Source organism: Azospirillum halopraeferens DSM 3675 (assembly GCF_000429625.1).
GTDB classification, from domain to species: Bacteria; Pseudomonadota; Alphaproteobacteria; order Azospirillales; family Azospirillaceae; genus Azospirillum; species Azospirillum halopraeferens.
Genome location: NZ_AUCF01000012.1, coordinates 88,477 through 110,598, shown reverse-complemented (window position 1 = coordinate 110,598; position 22,122 = coordinate 88,477). Strand labels below are relative to the sequence as shown.

The following is a 22,122-nucleotide window of genomic DNA, read 5'->3' as shown; positions in this document are numbered from 1 at the left end:
GTCCGGGCATCCGCTTGCACCGGTCCGCCGGACGCCGGCCCCGTGCTACCCTCTGAACCCGGCAGCACCCGGTCCGGCCACGGTCGCGTGATGCCCGAGGACGATCCGTACCACCGTATCGCTGACGTTCGCCTTGCGATACGGATCGGACGCCTGCCAGTCGGGAGGCAAATCGAGCACAATGTCGGCGGCGGCGAGAATGCCGTCACGGGTCACGCCGCTGATGAAGTTGCTGCCGCATTCCACCGTCTCCGGCCGCTCGGTGGTGTCGCGAATGGTGACGTTGGGCGTTCCCAGGATAGCGCACTCCTCCTGGACCGTCCCGCTGTCGCTCAGAACGCACAGGGCGTTTGCTTCCAGCGCGACGAAATCGACAAAGCCGAAGGGGGGAAGAAAGCGGACACCGCCGTTGTCGGGCGCCAGCCCGAACGCCTCCATCCGCGCCCGCGTACGCGGATGCGTGCTGACGATGGCCGGAACGCCCAGGCGCGCCTGAAGGGTGGTGACCGAGTCGATGAGGGCGCGCAGCCGGTCTTCAACGTCGACGTTCTCGGCGCGGTGCATGGTCACCAGAAGATAGCGCCGCGGGTCGAGCCCCAGGCGATGCAATGCCTCCGCCTCGTTGATACGGGGCCGCCAGCGCTGGATCACCTCGGTGATCGGGTTGCCGGTGACGTAGATCCGGTTGTCGGGGAAGCCCTCCCGCAGGAGATGACGGCGGCTGTGTTCCGTGTAGGGCAGCAGAATGTCGCTGGAATGGTCGATGATCCGACGGTTCGTCTCTTCCGGTACGCGGTCGTCGAAGCAGCGGTTGCCGGCCTCCATGTGGAAGACCGGGATGGCCATCCGCTTGGCGACGATGGCCCCCAGCGCGGAGTTGGTGTCGCCCAGGATCAGGAGCCGGTCGGGTCGCCGCTCGGCGAATACCCGTTCGCAACCGACCAGAATCTGCCCGATCTGTTCGGCCGGAGACGCACCCCGGACGCCGAGGAACTCGTCGGGGGCCCGAACGCCCAGTTCGGCAAAGAACACGTCGCTCAGCGACGCGTCGAAGTTCTGCCCCGTGTGCACCAGAACGTGGTCGCACAGGCGGTCCAGTTTCTCGATGATCAGGCTGAGGCGGATGATTTCCGGGCGGGTGCCCAGGAGGGTGAGAACCTTCATCGCAGGAGTTCCGCTTCGAGCTGGGGGGCTTTCTCGATCAGAAGGTCACGCCGCCTGAGCAGGTCACGGACCTGGGTCGGCGTCATCAGCTCGTCGGCGGAGCTGTATTCGCCGCATAGAGGGGCTGCCGGGAGACCGTCGGGACGCAGTTCGGGAAGTCCGGGCTGTATGACGATGTACCCGTTCCGGTGGTGGTAGGCGCGCATCCCCTCCTCCTCCGAGACGAGGATCTCATGGAGCTTTTCGCCGGGACGGATGCCGATGACCTCCATAGGAATGGCCCGGTCACCGATGAGCTGCTCGGCGATATCGACCACGCGGGCGGACGCCACCTTCGGCACGTAGGTCTCCCCCGGTCCGGCCTCGGCGAGGGCTGCAAAGATGACGTCCACGGCATCGTCAAGGCTGAGCAGGAACCGGGTCATCTCGGTGCTCGTGATGCTCACCGGTTGCCCGTTGCGGATCTGCTCGTGGAACAGCGGAATGACCGACCCCCGCGACGCGAGTACGTTTCCGTACCGGACGACGACGAACCGCGTTCCCGGACAACCGAGGTTCGCCGCGATGAACAGGCGCTCCTGCATCGACTTGGTCATGCCCATGACGTTGACGGGCTTCACCGCCTTGTCCGTCGAGACGGCGACCACGGTTTCAACCGGGCGGCCCAGGTCGCGTATGGCGCGGATGATGTTCTCCGCCCCCCCGATGTTCGTGGCAACGGCTTCGGACGGAAAGTACTCGCAACTCGGGACCTGCTTGAGCGCGGCGGCATTGAACACGACGTCGATGTCGCGCAGGGCACCGGCGACGCTGTGCAGGTCGCGCACGTCGCCGATCCGGAATTGCAGCAGGTCCCTGGCCGCGCGGACCACCGGCAACTCGTCCGAAGAGCGGGCCGTGAGGTACCGCAGCCGCATCTCATGCTGCTTGGCTTCGTCGCGCGAGAAGACGACGACCTTGCGCGGCTCACCGGCGCCGCCCCTGAGAATGCGGTCGATAAGGGTCTTGCCGAGCGAACCCGTACCGCCGGTGATGAGGACGGACTTGCCTGTCAGCCCCATAGGTCGCGCTCCTCCCTGCGGGCATCCGCCAGCATCTCGTGCCAACCCGGTGGCCGGTAGCCGAACGCTTCACGAAAGCGGGTCGAATCAAGCGATCGGTCGATGACGACCGATTCGTCGGGAATGATGGAAATGGGATGGTCGTAGCAGCGCGCGAACAACTGCAGAAGGTCGTACTTCCCGATCGGTTCGCCCGATACATGGTAGAGGCCGGCGGCATCGGGGTTCCGGACGATGATCCGCTCAATGATCCGGGCCAGTTCGACCGACGTCACTCCCGAAAAGATGGCGTTGCGGTAACCCCTGACCGGTTCGTTCTTTGCCAGAAACCATTCAAGGAGGCTGAGCTTCGTCTTGAGCTCGCGTCCGACGATGGAGGTGCGAAGGGTCAGGCAACGCGGTCCGGTCACCTCGCCCAGCAGTTTCGTCATACCGTAGGTGTCCACCGGATCCGGCGTATCCTCCTCGCTGTACCGGCCCCGCCGCCCGGAAAAGACGCAGTCGGTGCTGATCTGGATGAACCGGGCACCGGCAACACCGCACAGCGCGGCGATCTGGTGCGGGGCGATGCTGTTGACGGCGGCCGCGTCAACGACCGCTTGCCCCGAGGGCCGCTGTTTCACCAAACCGGCACAGTTCACGACAACGTCCGGGCGAACCGCCGCAACGACGCGCGCGATCGCACCCAGATCGCGGATATCGACAGCCGTGTGACATCTTTCGGGAGAAATGGCCGGGTGAGTTTCTGTGCCCCTGATTGTGCAGTGGACTTCAAGGCGTTGCAAAAGATGTAAAAACAGCCGGTGGCCGAGCATTCCGTCCCCACCCAGGACCAACACATTCATATTGCACGCGCCTCTTATGCAGTACCAAGGTAGCACTCCGGACGTGACGGCATAACATAGTTTGACAAGCGAGGATAGTTCAATTGCGATATATCGTTAGCTTGGCTGTCTGCTGTGCCGGCACGGGAACCGTGGTGCCGGAGTATACTGTGGCGCAGCGACGGATGGTCGTGTTAAGGATTGGCAACGGGGGCACCCTATCGCTCTCGCAGGAGGGTCAACTCGCCTATGGCATCCATCCGCCTGGATGGCGTTTGCGTGGAGTTCACCGTGCAGCAGCACGGTGCGCAGTCCCTGCGCCAGACCATGCTGCAGACCATTGGTGTCGTCGCACGACGACGGCGCAGTCAGCGCGTGGTCGTACAGGCACTGAACACCGTGTCGCTGAGTCTCGATGATGGCGACCGCCTTGCGCTGGTGGGTGGGAACGGTGCGGGAAAGACCACCCTGCTCCGGGTTCTCGCGCGGATTTACGAGCCCCAGCGTGGGCGGGTCCGCGTCAAGGGGAAGGCGACCGCCCTCTTTGACGTCGGCTTCGGGCTGGACTGGGATTCCACGGGGTACGACAACGTCCGCATCCGTGCCGCGTACCTCGGCATCCCGCGCGCGGAGGTCGATCGAAAAATCGAGGAGATCGTCGCCTTCGCCGAACTCGGCGACCACATCCACCTTCCGATGCGCACCTATTCCGACGGGATGAAGCTGCGCCTGGCGTTCGCGACGGCCACCGCCTTCGATCCGGAGATCCTGCTCATGGACGAATGGATCGGGGTCGGTGACGCCCGGTTCCTCGAACGGGCGCAGCAGCGCGCCCAAGCCTTCATCGACCGCACACGCATCTTCGTCATCGCCTCGCACCTGGAGACCGTGCAGCGGGGTCTGTGCAACAAGGCTCTATGGCTCGACCGGGGCAACGTCATGGCGTTCGGCGACATCGACGAGGTTCTCGATCGGTATGCCGTCTGGCGCGGGGTGCCTCCCAACGGGACCACGGACGTTCCGCACGACCTTGCGGACGCGCGGAATGCGGTGCCGTAGGGAGGCGGCTATCCGGGCGCCGGCGTGCTTCACCCGATCAGCCCCGAACCTGTCGGCCAATGTGGCGATCCCGGGGGAATCCTGTTTAGATGCGCGCACCTCCGGACCCGGTCAGGGGCCGGGGACGTGCGGCGAACGGGCCCGGCCCAACGGCTCCGTTCCGGCCGCGGCGGCCGGCCGAAATCGGACGTCTCCACCTTCGTGATCGGAAATGGCCCCATGCAGTTGCAGCGCCAAGAACCCCGGGAAACCGGCACCGCGGTCGGCCGACCGGCCGCCGTGCTGGTCACCGGGGCGACCGGTTTTCTGGGTTCGCATCTTGTCGACCACCTTGAAACCGAGGGGCAGAGGACCCGATGCCTCGTGCGCCGCCCCGATGCGCTTCTGTCGGGATCACCGCGGGTCGCGCGCTGGCCGGGCGATGTCACCGACGCGAACAGCGTCTGCCGAGCAGCGGACGGCGTGGACACCATCTTCCATCTGGCGGGCACCGCCGCGGTCAATGGCGATCCGCAAATGATGAGCGCCGCCATCCTGGCCAACGTCGTCGGAACCCTGAACGTCCTGGAGGCAGCCCGTCGCGGCGGCGTGGCCCGGGTGGTGCTGGTGTCGTCCAGCCACGTTTACGGGTGTCCCGCCGGGCCGTTGGTGGGGGAGGGCGCCCCCCTCGCACCGCAATCGCCGTACGCGTCGACCAAAGTTGCCGCCGAGGCCCTGGCGCGGACCTACGATGCGACGCACGGGGTGGCCGTCACCATCGTGCGGCCGGCCAATGTCTACGGACCTCGCCAGACCGCCGATGCCGTCGTTCCCACCATCGTGCGGCAGGCTCTGCAACATCCGATGGTCTCTGTCCGTTCGCTGCGGCCGCGCCGTGACTTCGTGTACGTCACGGACGTGGTTGATGCGTTGGTGCGCGCCGCACGGCTGCCCCGTGCGGCGGGCCGGACGTTCAATATCGGATCGGGATCGGACGTGTCCATCGGCGAACTCGTCGCACGGACTCTGCGCCTTTGTGGTCGTCCCGACGACGTGCCGGACCTTGAGGGCGATGCGACGGACCGCGTCACCCTCGATAGCGGCTTGGCACGGTCCGTGCTGGGCTGGACACCGCAGGTGGCGTTGGACGAGGGCCTGGCCCGGACCATAGCGTGGTGGCGCGAGCGGTTGACCGCAGAGGGAGGCGGTGGCCCGCATGATTGAGCAGCCTTTGGTCACGATCGTCATTCCGGTCTACAATGGCGCCGATTATCTCGAAGAGGCGATCGACAGTGCCCTCGCGCAGACCTATCCTGCCGTGGAGGTGCTGGTGGTCGACGACGGGTCGAACGACGACGGCGCCACGGAGGCGGTGGCCCGCAGGTACGGCACGCGCATACGTTACGTGCGCAAGCCCAACGGCGGTGTTGCCAGCGCTCTGAACCGGGGCATCGAGGCGATGAGCGGCCAGCTGTTCAGCTGGCTCAGCCATGACGACCTGTACCTGCCGGACAAGGTCGCCCGCCAGGTCGAAACCATGGAGATGTTCGACCGTCCGTGCATCGTTATCGGCGACTTCGAACAGTTTGATGAGAATGGCAATCATCTGGCGGTGTATTCGCCGGCCGGCTGGAACCTGATCGCGCGCCCCCTTGACGGCCCGTTTCACGCGTTGATCAACGGATGCACGCTGCTCATACCGCGCTACCTGTTCCGCGAGGTCGGGGGGTTCGCCACGGGGCTGCCGACAACCCAGGACTATGAGCTCTGGTATCGGATGGCTTGTGTCGTTCCCTTTGTCCACTGCCCGGGGGTCGGGGTGCGCCAGCGCATCCACCCGATGCAGGGCTCCCGGCAGCAAGCGCACCTGGATGAGGCGGCGCGCCTCTATGCCAGCCTGATCGACCGTACGTCGGCGGCGACGATGCGTGCCTACGACGGATCCGAATTGCGGTTCCTGTGGCGCCTGCGCACCAATCTGGCCGCGTACCCGGGTGCCCTGGCCTATGCCGATTTCCGGATCGACAGGCTCATGCGGAACGTCCGGGTCACCGGCGTGGTACCGGACGGGCCGGACGCGCCCGCACGGGCCGTCCGGTTCGAAGCCTGTCTGAAGACTCTGTCCCCACATGCCAGAGTGGGGGTGATGGCCCGCGCCGGGACCGCCACCGGGACGCACATCGATCGCCTGGGCGACTTCTGTCCGGCCGGGCCGTGGGACGGGCCGGACGCCGTGCTCTGCTTTGCCCAAGAGGACCAGCCGTGCCGGGCGACCCTGCGATCCATGATCGGACGGCTGATCGACAGCGACGCCGGCATCATTGTGCCGCCGACGCAAGAGCCGGACGACTGGCCGTTCGGCGGTCTGCACATGCTCTGGAGCGGCATCGCCACCCTCCGGGACGCGGTGCGCGAAGACGGTGCGATCGACCGGGACCGTTTGGTGAACCGGATGCCGGCAGCGGCGGCAGACGCCCGGCCGGTTCCCTCCGACGTCCGGAAGGTGGCGCATTGCGGGGAGGTTGACGCGGACACGGACGCCGTCGATACCGCCATCGCGAACTGGGCTGGAAGCGGCCCCGCCCTATTGCTGCTGGTCGATGGCGACAGCGTGCGCGGGACGCACCATCTCGACCACTTGCTGGGGAGGCTTGCCGGCCGGGTGCGATGTCTGGTCGCCCGCACATGGCGGGACGGCAAAGGACAGGAGTGGATCAGCCTGCAGGCACAGCACAACACCGACCATTCCGGGCTCCGCTTGCCCCTGCCCGGTGCCGGCGAAACACTTCGGCGCGTAGCCGACGGCACCGGCGTCACGCGTGTCGACGTCCTGTCCACCCGAGGAATGGACGCCATCGCCGGGACGGTGCTCCCGGCACTCGCCCGCCCGTTCGACGTCACACAGCTCGATGCCCCCGCCGCCGTGTCATCGCCCTTGCTGCGCAATGCCCGGCGTGTGATCACCTTCTCGCCCGACATCGCCGACCGGGTGGACGCCGTGGCGGGACCCGCGCGGGCCAGCCGCTTTGTCCATTGGGTCAAGCCGATGCGGCACGTCTTCCGGCCGCGCGTCTGGCCCGGTGAGGCGTTGCGCGTCCTTCTGCTGGGGGATGCCGGCCAGCGTCAGGACGCTCGGACGATCGCAGAGGTCGCCTCCACCGTTGCCGTGCGTTGCCTTCCGATTCGCTTCCACCTGTTCGGCCGGTTGAACACCGAAGGGTGCGAGGACGCGGTGGTGCGTCATGAATGGGGCAACGTCGATCGCCTTTTCACCGCCGTGTGCGCCGCCGCCCCTCACGTCGTCTGGCTGCCGTTGCGCGAAGCGGAGGCCTGGAACCACGAATTGGAGTTCACGATGGAACTGGGGCTTCCGCTGGTCGCTGCCGGTTTGCCTGCGGTCGTGGAGCGCTGTGCGGATCGGCCGTTCACTTCGCTCGTGCCGACCGGCAGCCCGGCCGAGGTCTGGCTGCGTCACCTTCTCCGCTTCCACGCCGATGACGGGGAAGGGGCGCCTGCCGCCCGTCCGCTCCCGGCCCTCCCGCGCGTACCCGATCCGCCGCTGGCACTTGACGAGTATCTCGCGCCAACCTTCATCGGCCGCCGTGACCCGGTGACCGACGCTCCCGGTTCATGCCCGGCGGCGTTGTCGACAACGACCGGCGCGGCGTGAGGCCGGCTCCCTCAACCTGCGATTATGGACCCTTGATGTTTGCCGATTTTGACTCTCACCGGGCCGGTGACGGACGGCTTGCCTGGGACGACCTTGTGCAGGGCATCGGCTGCTGGCGCTTGTGGGGCGCCATGGCATGGCAGGACGTTCGCAACCGGTACCGCCGCTCCCTCCTTGGCCCTCTCTGGCTGACGTTGAGCACCGCCATCCTGGCGTGCAGTCTGGCATTGGTCTACGGTCGCATTTTCGGCATCAGCCTGCCTGATTATCTCGGCTATCTCTGCATAAGCTTGGCAGTCTGGTCGCTGATGTCATCGGCCCTTATCGACGGTTGCAACGCATTCCTCACTTCGGAACACACAATCAAGCACATAAAAATTCCGTATTTTGCCTATGTACTCCGATCCATCTGGAGAAACCTAATCATTTTCTTCCATAACATTATAGTGTTTGTGGTTGTTATCGCGCTGTTCGACGAGTGGCCAGGATTCATTGGTCTGTTGTTCATACCGGGTATCGCGTTGCTACTGATGAACATAGCTTGGATAAGCGTCTTTCTCGGAGTTGCTTGTTCAAAATTTCGCGATATCCCTCCGATCATGGCGAATGCGATGCAGCTCTTCTTTCTTGTCACTCCCATCATGTGGAAGCCGGAGGCGTTGGGAGACCAGCGCGAACTCATCCTCTTCAATCCGGTGTACCACCTTCTTGAGATATGCCGGGCACCGCTGCTCGGAACGATGCCGACAACGCTGAATTGGATGGTGTCCATCGCTGCCGCGTCACTCGGAACAGCAGTAACATTTCTCTTATATGCCCGTTTTCGTAGAATGATCGCCTATTGGTTGTAGGCTTGCCTCATGCGGCTCACGACGGCCCCGCCGAAGGCCGCGAATACTCTGGTGCGCCATACAGCGTTGTGCTAAGGAACGGCACAGTAACAGCACGGTGGACGATGTGCCGACGCCATGGGCATTCGCAACAGGCCATCCGCCCAACCCGGGCCGCACAACGTAAAGATGAGGCGTTGCAGTGGAAATCCTGGTGCGGGCTATGCATGAGCGGCAGTCCAGCCTATCCGATCCGGCATGGTCGTGCGCAGCAGCGCTCATCGGTTCCACCCGCCTTGATTGAATGCCGGCGCCCGCTCCGGGCCGCCGGACCGTAGCTCAATTTTGCCTCGCAAGGCGTCGAACGCAGCAATGGACATCATTTGGCACAACAGCGTGACCGGGCGGGAGTCATGCCCGGTTTGTGCGGACGGGGCGGCTAAACGGCATGTCCTCGATGCCATGCCGACGGGTGCGCCCGGTGCGGCCTTGTCGCTGCGCCAGTGCCAGGCTTGCGGATGCGGCTATTTCGCTGACGTTCTCCCGCCCGCTTACGAGGCGGAGCCCGACGATACGACGGCCTTGGATTTCTACCTGGAGCAGGGGGCCGGCGTCGACGTCATGGCGGCTCCTCTGGCAGCGATCGACCCGTCGACGGTGAACCGCTACCTGGAAGTGGGCTGTGGGTTCGGATTCTCGCTCGACTTCGCCAGGGCGGCGTACGGCTGGCAGGTGAGCGGTATCGACCCCGGTCGGAACGCCCGGGCCGGGCGGGACCTCCTGGGGCTCGACATCCGCTCGGAATACCTGACCGGTGATCTGCCGGAAACCGAACGCCCCGATCTGATCCTGTGTTCGGAGGTCCTCGAACACACCGAGCGACCCGACGCCTTCATCGGCGTCCTGCGCAAGGCGCTGAGCAGCGATGGCGTCCTGCTCCTGACCACCCCGAACATGGAGGCGGCATGCACCGGGACGCCACCGGGCGTTCTCCTTCCGTTGCTCAGCCCGGGGCATCACCTCATCCTGTACAGCCCCCGCGGTCTCGAGATGCTGCTGCGGCGTGGCGGCTTCGAAAGCGTTGCGATTGAGACGCGCGGAGCAACCCTGGTCGCCTGCGCCGCCGGACCCGGCCGCACGCCGGATCTGCGCCGCGGGTTCGACCGCGGGCTCTATCGTTCGTACCTGGCGCGGCGGTGTGCGGATATTGACGGCGCCACGCCGCTCGGCATCGGGCTGAGAGCCCGCCATGTCAAGGAACTGGTCAACGTCGGCGCGTTCGAGCCGGCCGCCGCCGCCGCCGCCGACCTGCGGACAGCGTGGGTCCGGGGCTGGGCGTCCGATCCGGCAGCCCCCGCGGCAGTGATGGCGGAGGAGGCGCCGCCGGAGGACCTCGCCGCATACCACCGCCGGGCCCCGTTCTGTGCCGCGAGCGCGCTCTATCACCTGGGCATGCTCGCTTGGCAGCATGCCGGAGACCTCGTCGCGGCGCGATCCTGTTTCGAAGCGGCGGCCCGGACCGGCGAACGTTTGCGGTTGCTGCTGCGGCGGATCGGAAGCGACGATGGTGAGACGGACCACCTGGTGTGGCGTGCCCGCTCCAATCTGGTGCGCCTCGCGGCTTGGACCGCTCCCGACACCGCACCCGCGTTGGCCGAGGCATTCGCCGGAGCGTGCGGTCCGTTGCTCAAGGAGCCCGTTCCCGCCGCTCTCGTGCACGAAACCCTGAGCGAGGTGTTCGTCACGCTGGTCAACAAGGGCCGGTATGAACCGGCCGAGCGCCTGTGGGCGCGTGTTCCCGTCGTGCCGGAGGACAGAAGTGGTCCGACCGATGCGTCGGTGAGCTTCGTGCGCGGCATCCTTTGCCTGAATGCTCGCCATACGCCGTCCGATGCGGCCGGTCACTTCGCGTGCGCCCATCGGATCAGCCGTCGTCTGGTCGAGGGCGGTGGTGGAACCGACACCCCGCTGATCTGGGAGGCATTGTACCATCAGGCACTTGCCTGGGTGGTGGCCGGCGATGCGAAGCAGGCCTCGTCTGCCATGGCGGATCTGATGAGCCTGCCGGGCCGCAACGGCCTTCCGCCCCTGGGCCAATCCGAAGAGACTCGGGCGCGCGCCCTCGCCCGAACTCACAACCTTCTGTGAAGAATCGGCCACAATGCAACGATCGCTCGGAGCGTACGTAATCTGGCTTCTTGCGCGAGCGGTCCGTGGTTTGCGCGCTTGGCTGCTGATCACGGCGTCGTACGTGCTTTATTGGTGCAGCTTTCTGCGGTTCGGCAGCTTCGTCGTTGCGCGCCATCCGGGTGCTGCCGATCTGGCGAATGCCCGCAGGGTCGCTGTGTTCGTCCATTACGATCGCTACGGCGTCGTGGACGATTACGTCTACTATTACTTGCAGTGCATCGCCAATGCGGGCTTCTGCATCGTCCTCGTCAGCAATTCACCTGATCTCCGCGCCACGGATCTGGCAAAGCTTCGGGAGCTGTGCGGCCTGGTCATCCTCCGTAAGAACGTCGGCCTGGACTTCGGGGCGTACAAGGACGGAATCGCAGCGATCCCCGACGTGCGGGCCCTGGACACGCTGATGCTCGCCAACGACAGCGTTTACGGGCCCATCCATCATCTCGGCAGCATGGTCGAGAAGATGGACAGCCAGAAGGCCGATGTCTGGGGAGCGACCGACAGTTGGGAGATAAAGTTCCATCTCCAGAGCTATTTCATCCTCTTCCATTCCAGGGTCCTGGCCTCGGATCATTTCGCCATGTTCTGGAAGAAGGTGCGGTGCGTCCAGTCGAAAGCCTGGGTGATCCGCAACTATGAGGTGGGTCTGACGAGGCACTTTCAACAGGGCGGCTTCCGCTGCCGCGCGCTGTTCCAGTACCGGGAGGTCGCAACCCGCATCACCGATGCCGTCATTGCCAGAAAGCTGCTCGACGGCGAGACCCTGGACCAAACCAGAAAGATGTATCTGACGAGGATACTGACCTCGATTGTCTCAGGGACGCCAATGAATGGCAGCCATTATTTTTGGGACTATTTGATAACGAGCATGGCATTTCCGTTCATAAAAAGGGACCTGCTCCACAGGAACCCGGTGCGGATTCCTTTCCTGACGTACTGGGAACAATTGATCAAAGACGCCAGCACCTATGATACCGATCTCATCCTTCGGCATCTTGAGCGCTCGTTGAAGAACCGCAGCGTGTAGTACAGCGGCCGCAAGGGTCGGGGCGAGTCGGACACGTGATGGTGCGGCATGGTTCGGGACACATCCGGTCAAGCCGCCGTCCCGGTCCGCAGCGCAGCGGCTCGGTCGTACATGGACAGGATCTTCGGATTGACCACCGCGTCCGACAGGCGGTCCAGCAGAATCCGGTCGTTATGCGCTGTGGCGCGGTCAACGAACGCGTCATCGATCAGTGCCCGCCGTACGGACGCCGCCAGCGTGTCAACATCGTCGGGCGGCACCAACAACGCGGAGTGGCGACCGGCCCATTCCCCCAGGCAGCTCGTATCCGACTGGATCGGCAGGCTTCCCATCAGCATGGCCTCAATGGCCGATGTACAAATTCCGTCGCTCAGACTGACGCCGATGGAACAGCGCGCAGCGCCGTGGACGCGCATCAGGTCCTCGTAGGGTAGGAACGGCAGGCGGGTCACGGCGATTCCGGTATTCCGCTCGAACGCGCCGAGGGGCTCGGCGATTGCGCCGTTCATCCCGAAAACCGCCACCTGAAAATTCCGCAGGTCGTCGCCAATGCGGCGCAGCGCATCAATGGCGGTCACCGCCCGGCCGACTTCCGTCTGGTAGCCTTTGATCACCACCAGGCGCCGCCGGGATGTCGGGCCGGGGCTGCGCAAAGCGCGGAACCACGCCAGGTCGAAGCCGCCGCCGATGGGCTGGATGGCCAGCGTGGTCCCGCGAAATCCATTCTTGCGCGCGAGGGCGGCGTCCCGTCCACATTCCGCGACATAGCCGTCAGCCGCCAGAAGCGTGGCTTCAATGGCGGCGCGGTAGGCGGGGTCGTGGCCGAAGAAATGGATGTCGCACCCCCAGTTGCTAACGATCCAGAAGGGAAAGGGACGTCGGCAAATGCTCCTGGCGACGAGCGTCAGGAAACCGGACTGGTGGAGCGAAAAGCTGTGCAGCACGTCGACCCCGAGATCGTCGATCACCTCGGCAAGCCACGCCGCCGTCTCCTCGGCATTGCGATTGAATATCGCCTTGCGGGCGACGGCCAGCAGAGCGCCCCGGGCCGGGTCGATGTGCGCTCCGGTGCCCCATCCACCGGCGGCTCTCGCTCGGGCTGAGCCGGCAGGGAACCGGTGCACCGTCACACCGGGATGGAATGGTTCCGAAACCTCGCTATCGCACAACTCGACCAGATGGACGTCGTGGCCGTGGCGCGCCAGAAGATTGACGTGGCGATCGCAATGGTTGCTGCGATAGGCTGCTATGCAGAGTATTCGCATTACAACACCCGACCAATGGTCGGCAGATCGAGAGGTGTGCGCGCCATCCTGCAACCGGCTCCCATCGGCAACTCGGCGAACAACCCCCGGAGTTCCGGACTGCGCGCGAAGTGGCACCGACCCGGGCGACTCCCAAGGGTTCCCTTCGGCATTCATCGCGCGCGGTGGACCGAGCCGTCAAGGGCCGTCCGGCATGGAGCCCGCTCGAAATCACCCCTCCGCAAACGCGGTACCGTTCAGTTCAGTGGTGCGGTGAGGATCGGTCCGGCGGCTCTGCGTACCCGGACTGGCACGCTGTTTATGGGCACCGCCGCCGTTCGTTCCGCAAGCACCACGCCGGCAGGGCGGACGACCGGAATGGAGACCGGGGCTTAACCCGCGACACCGACCGTTACCATGCAACCCGACGATGAGCCGCCCTCCCGCGATTCACAGGAAACCGGGAATTTTTCTGTACGTATCCAGGAAAGCTTCCCAGCTGTGCCGCTTCACGAGCAACGATTGAGCAGCCTTGACCTTGCGCTGGACAAGGTCCGGATCAGCTTCGATCTCCTTGAGAGCGTCCAGATACTCGTCCACGGCGTCCGGACCGGAGACCAGCCAGCCCGTCTCGTTGTTGATCAGGTCCGAAATTCCGCCCACGTTCGGAGCGATGATGGGCAACCCCATCGCTGTCGCCTCCAGCAACGCGACCGGCAGCCCGTCGTACGCTGACGTGTAGACGAATACGTCGCATTCCTTGTAGGGAATGTCGCTCAGATCGCTGAAGTAGCCACGGATGGTAATGTTGGGCAACTCGTGCAGGAAGCTCACGTCCGTGGCCGGAGCATGCTCGATCTGCGAGCCATAAAGAAGATACTGCCGCTCCGGTGTCCGGCTGGCAATCCTGCCCAGCACGTCCATGCGCTTCTCCGGGGCGAAGCGGCTCATCCAAAGCGCCTGCCGGAGGCCGGGCGGTCGCTCCGGCGACTGCAGGCCCAACGTCGTGTCATAGGGCGTATACACCAGATGGATCTTTTCCCGATCCTTTTGAACCATGGAAATGAGTTTTTCCAACGTTACCGGGAAACGCGTGTTGTCGACGATCACGCCGGACACGTAGTCCTTGCAATGATCGAACATGAAAGGAAAGCCGAAAGGACCATCCACATCGTTGAATCCATACCCGAAAATCGATGCGTAGAAGGCTGTTTCCCGATACAGGTACCGCGCCCTCTGGACCATCGCGACCCACCCGGACAAGGAGTTCATGTTGAAGGTGGTTTTCGGCTTTTTCTCCATGATGATGCGGTCGATCAGCTCGACGCGCTCGTGTGCGGCCAGGCTGTCGTCGTAATCCAGAAGCGACACCATGCGGAGTCCTTCCGGCATCTCGAATCCCTTCCGGCTCGGATAGTCGGTTCCGATGACCGCCACGCGGTCGATGCCCAGTTGCTCCGTCATCATTCGGAGGACGAACATGGCCACGCGCTCCGCCCCACCGGGATGCGCAATCCACGAAAGCAGCACCAGGTGCGTGATCGTTTCGGGAAGATCCTGAGTGACTTGCTTATAGACCCGCGCAAGCCTGTCGGCCTGGCCGGGGCCGGGGTCGTTCATAAGGTTGACCAGGCGCCAGGAGCTCGGGAACAGCCCGATGTCGATGAAAGCCGTCTCCTGCAGATCCCGGTGAATATGGCCGGGTAGCAGGCCGTATTCGCCGAGCTTGCGCCGTCCACCGGCGAGATACTCGTTCAGGGGGTTGAGGGTGGTGCCGGCGATGTCCGGCCGATCGCGAAGAAACCTCTCCGTGATGAAAAACGGCCCCGGATCCAGACCGTTCGGCGCCCCCTCGACAACGTAGTGCACCAGCGCATCGCCCGAATAGGCTACCTTCGCAATGTTGTGCAGGTAGATTGCCTGATTAAAGAAAGGATTCGGCTCGCGCCAGGGGTCCTTCGAGCCGATGCGGATATAATGTTCCAGCGGAGTCAGGCCCGACTTGTCCAGGCCCGCTACGTTGCGTGAGTAATGGTCCTCGTCGAAGAGGTAAGGATAGATCTCCAGCACTTTGCGCAGCAGACGCTGCCGGGCGAACTCGATGGTGTCGGCCGCTTCCTCCATGAGAGCGCACAGCACGTTGTTCTGTGCCACGGCGAGGGGAGCCGGGGGCAGCGCGGCCGGACGGGGCTGCCCCTCCGGCAAATCGGGCAGGTCCGGCAGCTTCACGGCCCGCAACGCCGTACCCTCGGACTGCTTCAAAGCCAGCATGCGTCCGGCGACGTCGTACCCGGTGTTGTCCAGCGTCTCGATGTACTCGAGGGTCATCGTAGCCAAACGGCCGCCACGGCGCCGGTTGGTGCCGTCCACGAGCGCGTCGACCAGGGCGTTTCGCGACGGACCGGCGGGCATCGCGGCGACGGCGACTGCTGCCGCCGCAGTGGCCGCGTCGACGTCATTGGTTGCCGCCGCCAGCGCACCCACCTGTTGCAGCACCGCCGCCGTCGGCTCCCCCCGTCGCAAGGCTGCCATCAGGATTGACAACGCCTTATCCGCATTGTTGCGGCGCAACTCCAGGTCGGCGTGCAAGGAGGCACAGGCGATGGCGGCGTGATCGGGCGGAAGCGACGTCATGAGCGCCTCCGCCTCGGAAATCTCGTGCGCGTTGAGAAGGAAGCGGGCCAGTTCGGCGCGCAGATCGGGAAGCACCTCCCCGCCGGCTTCCGCATCGGCCAGCGTCCGCTCGATCTGCTTCACGGCCGGCGCGAACTGCACTTGCGCGATCAGAACCTCGCTGTCCACCAAGCGCCAGAATGGCGTGTTGTACAGACTGCTCTGGAACAAACGTTCACCGGTCGCGGAGGGAACCTGCGCCGCGTCGTCGAGAGAGTACGGATAGCCGAACTTCACGAAATCGGAATCGTGCAGCATCCGAATGTGTTGCCGGGCCTCGATCGTGTAATGCGTGCGAAGGCATCGCAGCGCATCCGTGTGCCCTCCTCGCCGGCCGTCGGCGCCGCTCCCCTGGCCGGTCACCCGGGTGGCGACGTAGTCGAATGCGTTCTGGTACTGCTCGACGGCGCCGATGAAATGATACGGAACGTAGTCGAACAGCATCCATTCAGTCTGGGGGCTGAACAGCGGCTGGCGTTCGTGCCGGGGCTGCGTCGCAAGCAACGTTACGAACCGGGGAAAGTCAAGTTGGCTGTCCGCCGGCAGGCCCGAGAGCCGGCGGAAGGCGCGGCCGACAGCCGTATCCTGAACGATGTGGGTAAGATAGGCCGCCAGCATCCGCGTATAGGGATTGCGCGTGATGCTGAAGCGGAATCCGGCCTGAAAGCCGCTGACGAAGGTCATCAACTCGGTGCCGCCGATCGTGACCCAGGGCGAGTTTCCGTCCACTCCCCGCACCGCAGCCTCGGAGGGCGGGGCCTGCCACCATTTGCCGTGCGCGTGTTCCAGCTCCCACAGCCGCCACAACGTCTCCGTCGCGGCGGCATGGGCAACGGGGACAAAGACGTAGTTGCCCCTGACGCTGACCCGGAAGGCCGACCTGAGATGCCGGTAGCTGAAGTAGGAGGGGACGCTCATGTCGGACCAAGTTCCTGACCGTTGCGAAGGGCGTAGCACGTGATGGGTACGGTTCCGCGGCGACGCGTTCTGCCGTTTGCGTTAGGAACCGGCGGGCGCAGCAGCGGCTGACGCCGGGGGCGCATCCTCCGTCACGACCGACGGCAGCGGGGCCGTGCCGGGCCGGTCCAGCGGCGCGGGTCGGAGGTCCGGCGGGGCCGGGCCGAAATTTATCCGTGACGGCGGCGCATCCGGCCGCAGGCCCACATAGGTTTCCGGAACCACCTTGTGCAGGATGCCCTGGGCAAGGGTTTCGTTGCCCCAGTACCATTCGCCGCGCAGATAGCCCCGGATCACATCGTGGGTGCGGAACGGATAGCGGCGGTACAGTGCGGTATCCGCAAAAGCGGCGTAGGGATACGGGGGGGTCCAGAAGAAGGTAGCCGGCTCCCGGGGCGCCAACTCATGGTCTGCGTACTCGCGCAGGACGAACGTGTCTCCCAGGATGAGGCAATGCTGGGGATGCCAGACCACGTCGGGACGACCATCTCCCTCCGCCGCCGCCACGGCCCGGTTCAGCCAGTCCGGGCCACAGATGTCGCCCGCGTCCAACCAGGCGATACGCTTGCCATGGGCGCGATGGACGGCCACATTCCGCGCCTCGATCCGGCTTCCGTCGACTTCCAGAATCCGTCCGCGCATGCCGCCGCGATCGCGGGCGAACGTTGCGGTGTCACCATCGGGATCGTGCAGCACCAGGATCAGTTCCGACGAATAGCCGCTCAGCCCTGCCCGCGCCATGGATTCCGCCGCCGTCGCCAGCGTGCGGTGCAGCAGCTTGCCTTCCTGGCTGGCGCAGATGATGACGGAAATATCGCAGACGGGGTCTTTGTCTTTTGCCATAATCAATCCTTGATGAACCCCGGAAGCGCTGCCAGCGATCGGTGGTAGCTTTGCCAGTCGTGGCGCTCACGGAGGATTTTCTGCGCCGCCAGCACCTTGCGTCGCGCCAGTCTCGGTTTCGCCTCGATCTCGCGAATCGCTTCGACGTATTCGTCGACCGCGTCGGGGCCGGAGACAAGCCAACCCGTATCGGCGTTGACCAGATCGGAGATGCCGCCCACGTCCGGAGCAACGATCGGCAGCCCCATCGCCGTCGCTTCCAGCAGCACGATCGGCAGCCCGTCGAAATCGGACGTGTAGATGAACACATCGCATTCGTCTGCGGGAATATCGGCGAGGCTTCTGAACCGGCCGCGGATGGTGACGTTGTCCAGCGCCTGCAACGGTTCCAGATTCACTTTGATGCCGTCGATGCGGGATCCATAGATGAGGTGGCGCCGATCCGGCATGCGTCGAGCGATTTCCGCCAGCACGTCCATGCGCTTTTCAGGCGCGAAGCGGCTCACCCACAAGCTTTGCCGGGGTTTGGCCCGCGCGCGCGGAGAAGAAACGGACACGTCCGAGAGCGGCGTGTAGACGACGTGTATCTTCTCCATATCCGCGTTCAGCAGAGGCTGCAGTTCGCGGACGCTTCTCACGATGGAGCTGTTGTCGGCAATCACTCCCTTCATGAACGGGAGGCATTCCGCCAGGAAATAGGAGTATCCGATCGGTTCCCCGCTCGGGGAGGCCGCGTTGCTGAAGATGATAGCATAGAAATTCGCCGACTTCGCCAAGCTGCAGATGTGTCGGCGCATCAACGTCCACGCCGCGGCGGAATTGAGGTTGAACACGCATTTCGGCTGAAAATCGATGATCAGCCTCCGCAGCAGTTCCACCCGAAGTTCGTGGGACGGATGGGACGAGACGTCCGTGAAAGAAACGAGACGAGCACCGGGAGCGACGGCCGGTTTCTCGACCGTGTGCAGATCGAGCCCCAGCATCACCACGTTTTCCGCCCCTTGCGTCTCTATCAGCAGGCGCAGCAGAAGCAGGCCGATCCGCTCCGCGCCGCCGGGGTGCCACAGCCACGGCGCGACGATCAGGTGGGTGAAGCCTCGCCCTATGGCCGTATGCAAACGGCTGTACACTTCGCCGAACAGCGCCATTTCGTCTGCTGCGCGGTCGGGACCGCCAAGCAGTCGGGTCCTGACGCCGTTCAGACCGGGGTCAAGGCGGCACAGCCAGTCCAGATCCACGCGAACATGATCGGGCAACACGGCGGGAACCTTGTCGGGATCGCCTTGTGCAAAACAATGATCCAGCGGATTGGCCGGGGTACCGGCCAGGTCCGGATGCTCCGCCACATAGCGGCTCGTCCCGAAGTGCTGCCCGGGACTGTTGCCCGATGCCGCGCCCAGTGCCGCGAAATGCACAAGCGAATCGACCAGCGTATCCGGTGGACACTCACGATAGGGCAGGTAATAGCTGTAGGAAAAGAACGGGTTGGGACTGTATCCCCCGGCTTTCGATCCCGACCGGATGAAGTGTTCCCGGGGATCCATCCCCTCCATGGGGGCTTCCCCGACCTGCCGAACATAGTGGTCGGCCTGGAACAGATGCGGATAGCGCGCCAGGGTGTGCCGCAACAGTTGTTGCCGCTTGTGCTCGCGCAACTGCTCCAACGTCGCGACCATCTCCACGAGGGCGCCATGCGCCTTCACCGGCCTCACCGACGCCTGTGGCGAAGCGACGGGTGCGCTGTCCTGCGCCGGCATGACCGGCACCGGTACGGCGATGGAATCATGAAGGCGGGCCGCCAGCCGGCCATCGCCTCCGGGGCCCGCCAGGGCGTCGAGGAACTCCATCGCCGCCCGTGTCGGACGCGCGGGCGCCAGACGCGCCACCACGGCTTCGGCCAGCACGGCCAGCCTCTGCGCATCGGTGCCGGCCACGTCGACGAGGAGGTGCCCGGCCACCGCAGCCAGCGCGACATCTCCGCTGCCGGCGATGGCGTCTCCGAGCAGGGCCGCGTCCGCCGCATCCGGAAGACAACGCCGGAAGGCGCCGATCAGGACGTGCGCGGCTTCGGCGTGGCGGTCCTGGCGCTGCAGAAGCCGTGCGCGGGCTCGCCGCCACCCCGGGGCCAATGTGGTCACGGCCGGCCCGGGGCGCAGCAGCGCATCCGCTTCGACAAGCCTCCCGGCATCGATCAGCATCTCTGCCAGCGCGGCGCGGATTTCGGGCAGGCATCGGACACCGGTCTCGCCCAGGGCAAGAACGGCACGCAGAGCCGTGTCGGCCGCGCTCATCTCTCCCCCGGCTCGCGCGACATCCGCCTTCAGCGTCTGCCGGACCGCCCCGCCGCAGCCGGTGCCGGGCATCGGCTCCGCCCGTTCGGGCGACCGGCGCCACTGTCCCGGATCCCGGTCGTAGCCGAACAGCTCGAAATCCGGTTCATACATCGCGACGATGCGCGTCGCCGTCGCGCCGCTGATCGGCGGGCAGCTCCCGGCCAAACCGGTGCGCGCCGGCCCACTCAGGCGCTTGCGGTCGCCATCCAGACACAGCACCTGATCGACGGCGATGTCTCCGATGCACAACGCCGACGCCTGGACCGGAATCAGCCAGTCCAGCTCGTACGCCGGCAGATCGGCCAGAATCCGGACGAACGCATCGAAGCTCGCATCGCCGCCGTAGGCCGGCCACCGCAAGGCGCGGGCCAGGGCGCGGCAGGCGGGATCGCCCTCTTGCAGGCTGCGGAACAGATGGACGAGGCGGGCGAACGGATTGCGGACGAGGGCGACGAGACGGTCCTGCTCCAGACGCTCCAGCAGGCGTGCGGGGATGCAATCATCGTTCGGTGACCATGCCGCGCCGGGCAGAACATCCACTCCGGTCGCCGGGGCCACGACGAATGTTATCCTTTCATCCCGGCAGGACCGAAACACCGTCAAGATATGATTACGTCCCAGGGACGATGTCAGGTGCATGCCGTAGCCACAGGAGGAGCGCTTGAAACGAGCATTCGCCCAAGGGGCGTTATGCTCTGCGGCGTCCGGCAAGTCAATGCGTTCCACCACTGTTGCTGGGCGTCGGACTCAGGTCCGCAACCGAACGTGAAGGGGAGGGCTTGACGGCCGGATGGCGGGACGTTGTCCGGATCCGGGTTTGGAGCCCCTGACCTGCGGACGTTCAGACTGAACCTGACAGCCGGCTAAGATGGCTGGTTCTTCGAAGCCGATTGACATTCAACGATTCGGAGGTGACGGAATTGGTGCGGCGGCAGGGTGCCCGATTGGTGTTCCTTTCCTGCGTATGCCCGGAAACCCGGAGCTACGCGCTGACGCAGGCATGGATGGCCGGATTGCCGGCGGTCGCGTTCGGCATCGGCACCATCACCGAGCGGCTTGAAGCCGCCGGGGGTCATGTGCTTCCGTTCGGGCATTCCGCCCCGGATGCCGGTCGGGCAACCGTTTTCGCTTACCCTTCCCCTTATCCTCCTCTGGCATAGGTTCGGCCAACATGCTTCCCACGTCCTGTTCCCGGGCTCCGGCACCCTCGCAGGCCACGGCCCAGCTCATGACCTTCCATCCCGGCCTTTACTGCGTGTCCATCGCGAATGGCGCCGGGTCGGACGGATCGCCGGGTAACTCCTTCCCGCTGCCATGCGTACAGCTTGCTGCCCTTCCCGGTCACGGCGGTACGGTGGAGATCCTGGCCAGGGGGGATACCCACTGGCTGTTCAAGCCTGGCGATGCCCTGGTCATCAAGGTGACGGACGCGCCGCGCGATGTGGTGCTCACCTCCTACCGGGCAGCGGGCGAACCGGGGCGGAACCTGAACGTGCAGATCTCGCGCCTGGACACCATGGCGACAGGCCAGCCTCTGCCGCTCGTCCGCCCCGAGACGCCGGCTCCGACCGGCATCCGAGTCCGTCTGATGGCCCATGTGCAAAATCACGGCGATGTGACCGCTCCCGAAGGGGGCTGCGCCGGTCTACCGGACCGGAAGGTCTCGATCGAGGGGTTCGCTATCCTCCCTCTCGACGGCGCGCCGGCCGATTGCATCGAATACAAAGGGCTTAGCGCCAACGGGATGGAAACGACGTGGATTCTCGGGGGCAACCTCTGCGGCAGCCGCGGAATCGGGGTGCCGCTGGTCGGACTGGCCATCCGCCTGCGAGGCCCGCTCGCCGAGCACTATGACTGCGTCTATGAGGTGCTGTGCGCCAGCGGTGTCCGCAGCCCCGTCATCGCCAACGGTCAGCCCTTCTGTTCCGATGTGGTCGGCGATCCGATCCAGGCGTTCACCGTCCGCATCGTCGAGCGCGGCGCCCGGCCCGGAAGCCCGATGTTCTGATCGCCCGCACGAACGGTGTCGCGGAAGCACGAGCCCGGAAAGGGTCGTTTCGTGTTTCTGCGGCGCCGGCAACCTCGCGTTTGATGACTTTCAGCCGGTTGACGTGACCCTACACGGGGATGCCGCTCCACGGCCGGGGCGCGCGGCACACACGGCATCCCGCGACGGGAGGCGCACGCCCGCGCAACGCAGTAACGAACCCGCGGTCGTCCTTGCCGAGCGAATCGGGAGCCGCGGTCAGTAGCCGTGCCGCCCGTCGGGGC

The 22,122-nt window shown here is 65.1% G+C and carries 14 protein-coding genes; 7 read left to right on the top strand and 7 right to left on the bottom strand.

Features of this window, described 5'->3' with window-relative positions; all coding sequences use genetic code 11:
* Positions 1-45: 45 nt before the first annotated feature.
* The 3 genes from wecB to G472_RS0113155 are packed head-to-tail and all read right to left on the bottom strand — an operon-like array spanning position 46 to position 3,070.
* Complete coding sequence (gene wecB / locus G472_RS32960; protein ID WP_051340769.1) at positions 46-1,164, bottom strand: non-hydrolyzing UDP-N-acetylglucosamine 2-epimerase; 1,119 nt, start codon at positions 1,162-1,164, stop codon at positions 46-48.
* Positions 1,161-2,225 (bottom strand): polysaccharide biosynthesis protein, encoded by a 1,065-nt coding sequence (locus G472_RS0113160; RefSeq protein ID WP_029008778.1) that lies wholly within the window; start codon positions 2,223-2,225, stop codon positions 1,161-1,163. The genes wecB and G472_RS0113160 overlap by 4 nt, the downstream gene beginning before the upstream one ends.
* Positions 2,216-3,070 (bottom strand): dTDP-4-dehydrorhamnose reductase family protein, encoded by an 855-nt coding sequence (locus G472_RS0113155; protein WP_051340768.1) that lies wholly within the window; start codon positions 3,068-3,070, stop codon positions 2,216-2,218. Before G472_RS0113155 ends, G472_RS0113160 begins: the two co-directional genes overlap by 10 nt.
* A 228-nt stretch (positions 3,071-3,298) precedes the next feature.
* Here G472_RS0113155 and G472_RS32955 point away from each other — a divergent pair, with 228 nt between their 5' ends.
* The 6 genes from G472_RS32955 (at position 3,299) to G472_RS0113125 (ending at position 11,801) form a co-directional block, all read left to right on the top strand.
* The gene (locus G472_RS32955) at positions 3,299-4,108 is read left to right on the top strand and encodes an ABC transporter ATP-binding protein (RefSeq protein WP_051340767.1); all 810 of its coding nucleotides are present in this window, start codon (positions 3,299-3,301) and stop codon (positions 4,106-4,108) included.
* 219 nt (positions 4,109-4,327) lie between these two features.
* The gene (locus G472_RS32950; RefSeq protein ID WP_051340766.1) at positions 4,328-5,311 is read left to right on the top strand and encodes an NAD-dependent epimerase/dehydratase family protein; all 984 of its coding nucleotides are present in this window, start codon (positions 4,328-4,330) and stop codon (positions 5,309-5,311) included.
* Positions 5,304-7,757 carry a glycosyltransferase gene (locus tag G472_RS37125; RefSeq protein WP_156927109.1) on the top strand — a complete coding sequence of 818 codons (2,454 nt, stop codon included), beginning with the start codon at positions 5,304-5,306 and terminating at the stop codon, positions 7,755-7,757. The genes G472_RS32950 and G472_RS37125 overlap by 8 nt, the downstream gene beginning before the upstream one ends.
* A gap of 35 nt (positions 7,758-7,792) precedes the next feature.
* Complete coding sequence (locus tag G472_RS0113135; protein WP_029008776.1) at positions 7,793-8,608, top strand: ABC transporter permease; 816 nt, start codon at positions 7,793-7,795, stop codon at positions 8,606-8,608.
* 351 nt (positions 8,609-8,959) lie between these two features.
* Entirely contained in the window at positions 8,960-10,735 is a 1,776-nt protein-coding gene (locus G472_RS0113130) for a class I SAM-dependent methyltransferase (protein ID WP_084536622.1), read from the top strand.
* A 13-nt stretch (positions 10,736-10,748) separates the two neighbouring features.
* Positions 10,749-11,801: a rhamnan synthesis F family protein gene (locus G472_RS0113125; protein ID WP_084536621.1), complete on the top strand. Its 1,053-nt coding sequence runs from the start codon at positions 10,749-10,751 to the stop codon at positions 11,799-11,801.
* Positions 11,802-11,869: 68 nt separating this feature from the next.
* Here G472_RS0113125 and G472_RS0113120 read toward each other — a convergent pair whose 3' ends face one another.
* The 4 genes from G472_RS0113120 to G472_RS37120 form a co-directional block, all read right to left on the bottom strand.
* A complete protein-coding gene (locus G472_RS0113120) occupies positions 11,870-13,066 on the bottom strand; it encodes a glycosyltransferase family 4 protein (protein WP_169732810.1) in 1,197 nt (398 codons plus the stop codon).
* A gap of 429 nt (positions 13,067-13,495) precedes the next feature.
* Positions 13,496-16,636: a glycosyltransferase gene (locus tag G472_RS0113115; RefSeq protein WP_029008772.1), complete on the bottom strand. Its 3,141-nt coding sequence runs from the start codon at positions 16,634-16,636 to the stop codon at positions 13,496-13,498.
* An 81-nt stretch (positions 16,637-16,717) separates the two neighbouring features.
* Positions 16,718-17,518, bottom strand: coding sequence for a glycosyltransferase family 2 protein (locus G472_RS0113110; protein WP_029008771.1), 801 nt, complete (start codon positions 17,516-17,518; stop codon positions 16,718-16,720).
* A gap of 2 nt (positions 17,519-17,520) precedes the next feature.
* Positions 17,521-20,409 carry a glycosyltransferase family 4 protein gene (locus G472_RS37120; protein WP_156927108.1) on the bottom strand — a complete coding sequence of 963 codons (2,889 nt, stop codon included), beginning with the start codon at positions 20,407-20,409 and terminating at the stop codon, positions 17,521-17,523.
* 670 nt (positions 20,410-21,079) lie between these two features.
* Between G472_RS37120 and G472_RS0113090 the strand changes: the two genes are divergently transcribed.
* Complete coding sequence (locus G472_RS0113090) at positions 21,080-21,859, top strand: hypothetical protein (protein WP_156927107.1); 780 nt, start codon at positions 21,080-21,082, stop codon at positions 21,857-21,859.
* Positions 21,860-22,122 lie beyond the last annotated feature (263 nt).

Coding starts and splice junctions, on each gene's coding strand:
- G472_RS0113115 (WP_029008772.1), bottom strand. CDS start 16,636: ATGAGCGTCCCCTCCTACTTCAGCTACCGGCATCTCAGGTCGGCCTTC.
- G472_RS0113090 (WP_156927107.1), top strand. CDS start 21,080: ATGACCTTCCATCCCGGCCTTTACTGCGTGTCCATCGCGAATGGCGCC.
- G472_RS0113155 (WP_051340768.1), bottom strand. CDS start 3,070: ATGAATGTGTTGGTCCTGGGTGGGGACGGAATGCTCGGCCACCGGCTG.
- G472_RS37125 (WP_156927109.1), top strand. CDS start 5,304: ATGATTGAGCAGCCTTTGGTCACGATCGTCATTCCGGTCTACAATGGC.
- G472_RS0113120 (WP_169732810.1), bottom strand. CDS start 13,066: ATGCGAATACTCTGCATAGCAGCCTATCGCAGCAACCATTGCGATCGC.
- wecB (WP_051340769.1), bottom strand. CDS start 1,164: ATGAAGGTTCTCACCCTCCTGGGCACCCGCCCGGAAATCATCCGCCTC.
- G472_RS0113160 (WP_029008778.1), bottom strand. CDS start 2,225: ATGGGGCTGACAGGCAAGTCCGTCCTCATCACCGGCGGTACGGGTTCG.
- G472_RS0113130 (WP_084536622.1), top strand. CDS start 8,960: ATGGACATCATTTGGCACAACAGCGTGACCGGGCGGGAGTCATGCCCG.
- G472_RS0113135 (WP_029008776.1), top strand. CDS start 7,793: ATGTTTGCCGATTTTGACTCTCACCGGGCCGGTGACGGACGGCTTGCC.
- G472_RS0113110 (WP_029008771.1), bottom strand. CDS start 17,518: ATGGCAAAAGACAAAGACCCCGTCTGCGATATTTCCGTCATCATCTGC.
- G472_RS0113125 (WP_084536621.1), top strand. CDS start 10,749: ATGCAACGATCGCTCGGAGCGTACGTAATCTGGCTTCTTGCGCGAGCG.
- G472_RS32950 (WP_051340766.1), top strand. CDS start 4,328: ATGCAGTTGCAGCGCCAAGAACCCCGGGAAACCGGCACCGCGGTCGGC.
- G472_RS32955 (WP_051340767.1), top strand. CDS start 3,299: ATGGCATCCATCCGCCTGGATGGCGTTTGCGTGGAGTTCACCGTGCAG.